Origin of the sequence: Bradyrhizobium sp. Tv2a-2, from assembly GCF_000472425.1 — a bacterium.
Classification (GTDB): Bacteria; Pseudomonadota; Alphaproteobacteria; order Rhizobiales; family Xanthobacteraceae; genus Bradyrhizobium.
In genome coordinates this window covers 1-3,652 of record NZ_AXAI01000073.1, presented here as the reverse complement: position 1 = coordinate 3,652, position 3,652 = coordinate 1, and the positions used below count along the sequence as shown (strand labels likewise).

The 3,652-nt window shown below is 62.6% G+C and carries 1 protein-coding gene and 4 pseudogenes; 4 read left to right on the top strand and 1 reads right to left on the bottom strand.

Annotated elements, in window-relative coordinates; genetic code table 11:
• Window positions 1–860 precede the first annotated feature (860 nt).
• Window positions 861–1,333 (bottom strand): annotated as a pseudogene (locus A3AI_RS44985) (helix-turn-helix domain-containing protein); the annotation flags it as partial.
• A gap of 340 nt (window positions 1,334–1,673) precedes the next feature.
• Here A3AI_RS44985 and A3AI_RS50110 point away from each other — a divergent pair.
• The 4 genes and pseudogenes from A3AI_RS50110 to A3AI_RS48635 form a co-directional block, all read left to right on the top strand.
• A pseudogene (locus A3AI_RS50110) lies at window positions 1,674–1,841 on the top strand (DUF3322 domain-containing protein); the annotation flags it as partial.
• A gap of 48 nt (window positions 1,842–1,889) precedes the next feature.
• A complete protein-coding gene (locus A3AI_RS50105) occupies window positions 1,890–2,192 on the top strand; it encodes a Wadjet anti-phage system protein JetD domain-containing protein (protein ID WP_283807332.1) in 303 nt (100 codons plus the stop codon).
• A 32-nt stretch (window positions 2,193–2,224) separates the two neighbouring features.
• Window positions 2,225–3,417, top strand: a pseudogene (locus tag A3AI_RS44965) (IS3 family transposase).
• Window positions 3,418–3,527: 110 nt separating this feature from the next.
• A pseudogene (locus A3AI_RS48635) lies at window positions 3,528–3,652 on the top strand (IS481 family transposase); the annotation flags it as partial.

Genomic DNA, 3,652 nt, shown 5'->3' with positions numbered 1-3,652 from the left:
TGCGCGGAGAATGCTCGGAATGCTGCGCGCGATCATTTCGGAACCCTGCGCGCCATCAACTCGGTACGGTGCGCACCATCATCTCGGAATCCGCACATTTGCCGGCCGACAGCTGGAGTACAGCGAACTTTTGGCAAGGCGCGCCTACAACGGCCCATTCGCCGGCACAAAGCGTTATTCAGCCTATCTCGGTCAACGGTGAGCTCTACACGGCCCAACTGGGGCCGGAAGGGCACAGCGACCTTCGTCTGGTCCATCCTCGAGTTGGGCAGATGGATGAAGCCGGGCCATCGTCACCTGCCCGGCGATCCGACCAGTCCCCACGCGATTTCGGGCCTGACATAGGCGAGCGGTGGCAGCACGATCGCGCACACTGGGCCACGGATAGCCTAGTCCAGGCGTTGCATGAGGAGGACCTCCTGCCGACCGAGCAACGTCCAACGCATATCCCTATCGAAGGTGTGCGCTACATGGCCCAGTTGGTAAATACGCGAGACGGGAGAACGCGCGTTGCACTCTATCCTCCCGGCTGAATAACAAGCTGGGCCCGGCATCCCAAGGGGCGACTGGCCGTCGCACTCCTGCTGGAGAAGTAATGAAGCATTCGATATCAGCCCTGGGGCCGTGACGCCCCCAGTGGACGGCTGTATTCGAAAGTGTCCTGGATCACGAGGCTGCATCCGCTCGATCAGCTCCGCGCCTTCCAAACATTGCGTGACAGCGGCTTCAGCGAGAAGGATATTGCAACCCATCATTTCGTGATGCTGGCCATCGTGTCGGAGACCGCTTCCCGGACGCTGCGCCGATGCGCTTATATCTTCCGTCGGCCGCGTAGCGTTCATTCCGGCCAAAAGCGCTTCGCCGTCGACATGGGGAATGCACCACATGTCTCTACGCCACGGCTTGAGGTCGTTCTCGGCCAGCCGGCGGCGCACGGTCTCGCCCGACAGGCCGTCGTGATCGGTGAGCTTGACCATCGCGTCAGCCAAGAGCGTCAGCGTCCAGCGTTTGCGGCCGACGGGCGGCTTGGCGCATGCGGTTGCCACCAACAGGGCCTCCTCCTTGCCGGTCAGCTTGCGTTCCGCGCCCGGACGCGGCTCCTCGCTCAAGGCTCGCTCCAGGTTGCCTTCCACGAAGCGGCGCCTGGTCCGGCCGACGGCGGAAAGGCTGACCCGGACGGTTCGGACAATCTCCGCGTCGCAGCTGCCCCATCAGCTGCCAGCGAAATCTGCGTCCGCTTCAGCTTGCGCGCCGCATGCTTGCCGCCGCCGAGCATCGCCGTCAGTTCGTGCCGCTCGGCTCGGCTCAACTCGACCCGGTATCGTACATTCATCCTTCGCCTCCCTGTCGGAGGCTCCGGACGAATCAATCCATGAGTCAAAAATCAGGCACGCGCCTCACCGAGAAGCAGGGCCACTATCTGGCTTCATCCATACCTACTCGTTCATGTTCGGACAGCCACCGGCCGAAGCCGACATCCAGCGCCATTTCCGCCTCAGCCCGCCGTCGATCCACCAGATGATCGTCACCTCGAACGCAACGGCTTCATTCGCCGTCAGCCCGGCGTTCCCAGGAGCATCGTGATTCTCCTGCCTCCCGAAAGCTTGCCCATCCTCGAATGGCTCGGTATCAAATCGTCAAAATCACCGTGATGAACCACTAGGTGGGCCCGCGGCGAGGCCGCCTATCGCCTGACGGCCGGCCAGGCCGATGCCGCCAAGGAGTTCTTCACGCTGTTGGCGTCCATCTCGCGGCAGGAGGCCAGGGGACTGGACGCGCGAACTTTCTCCCAAAAGGCGACGAACGACACGAAGGCGTTCGATAGGCACGCTTCACGACTCGCCGCCGTTCTCGGCGTCCGGACCGAGCAGCCGGGCGCTGCGCCCGACGTGGTCTGGGCGCACATCGGACTGGAGCGTTTCAGCCACCCTGTTCACTTTAGGGGACCCGTTACCGTAGAGGGCGGCAGCGGCCGTTTGATCGATGGCCGGGCCAAGCCGTTCGCCTCCATTCATCCGGAGACGCTGTCGCAACTGTCGATTTTGGAACGACCGATGGCAGTGCTGACGATCGAGAACTATGCAAGCTTCAATCGTCAGGTTCGCGAAATCGAGGATGGCAGCCTGGTCGTGTACATCGGCGGCTTTCCCGCGGCCGGGGTGACCTTGCCCCTGTGGCTTAATCCAGCTTGAAGTTCGCTCTGGCCCACGACAAGGACCAGAGCATGAGGCGCAGCCGCTTTTCGGAAGAGCAGATCATCGGGATTTTGAAGGAGCATGAGGCCGGCGTTTCGGTTGCCGATCTGTGCCGCAAGCATGGCGTGAGCGATGCCAGCATCTACAAATGGAAGGCTAAGTTCGGCTGGCTAGTCTAGAGGTCTCGGAGGCCAAGCGGCTGAAGACGCTGGAGGACGAGAACACGCGGCTGAAGCGGCTTCTGGCCGACGCCATGCTGGACAATGCGGCGTTGAAGGACCTGTTGGGAAAGAAATGGTGACGCCCGCGGCCGAGCGGAAAGCTGTCGCCCATCTGCGGGAAACATTCGAGATGAGCGAACGGCGGGCGTGTAAAACCATCGGCTGCTGCCGCATGACCATGAGATACCGGACGACCCGGGCGGACGAGGCCGGCCTTCGCCAGCGCATGAAGACGATCGCCCAGGAGCGCCGCCGCTTCGGCTATCGGCGCCTACACGTTCTGCTCAAGCGGGGAGGGCTATCTGATCAACCACAAGAAGCTGTTCCGGCTTTACCGGGAGGAGAAGCTTGCAGTGCGCCGCCGTGGCGGCCGCAAGCGGGCAATCGGGACCCGGGCCCCGATGACAGTGGCGATGGCGCCGAACGACCGCTGGTCGCTCTTCGTATCGGATCAGTTCACGGACGGCCGCCGCTTCCGCGTTCTGACGGTGGTCGATGACTGCACCCGCGAGTGCCTCGCGCTGGTGGCTGATACCTCGCTCTCCGGCATCCGGGTGGCGCGGGAACTGGACCGGCTTGTGATCGAGCGCGGCAAGCCGAAGATGGTGGTCAGCGACAACGGCAGCGAGCTGACCAGCAACGCCATCCTGACATGGGCCGATCAGAGCCGTGTCGCCTGGCACTACATCGCGCCGGGCAAGCCCATGCAGAATGCCTTCATCGAGAGCCTCAACGGTCGGCTGCGGGATGAGTTGTTGAACGAGACGCTGTTCACGTCGCTGGCCCAGGCTCGCGTCGCGCTCGGATGCTGGCAGGCCGATTACAACGACGTACGACCACACTCGCAACTCGGATGGAAGACGCCGTCCGAGTTTGCCTTCGCCTGCCACCCGCGCCGGGATCTGGCGCTGCGTTATGCCGAGGGCTCCGCGCCAGCTCCCGTCGCTACCACCGCCCAACCGGGCAAATCCAACTGCCAGAGCGAACTCCGAACTGGATAAAACTTGATGTGGTGGAACGGCCCGTTCCAACAGCATCAAAGTGCTAGGGGGGGTTGTTTAGTCCCGGACTTTGATGGTGCATTCTTATCGCACGATTCGAAGGAAGCGCTATGGGACAAGTTTTGCACGGCTGCGCCACCCGACGGAGGCAGTCCGTCGAGCAATACAAAATAGTCAAGAGAGCCTGAGAGCCCTCGCTAAGCGCTACGGGATCAACCAGAAGACTGTCGCGAAG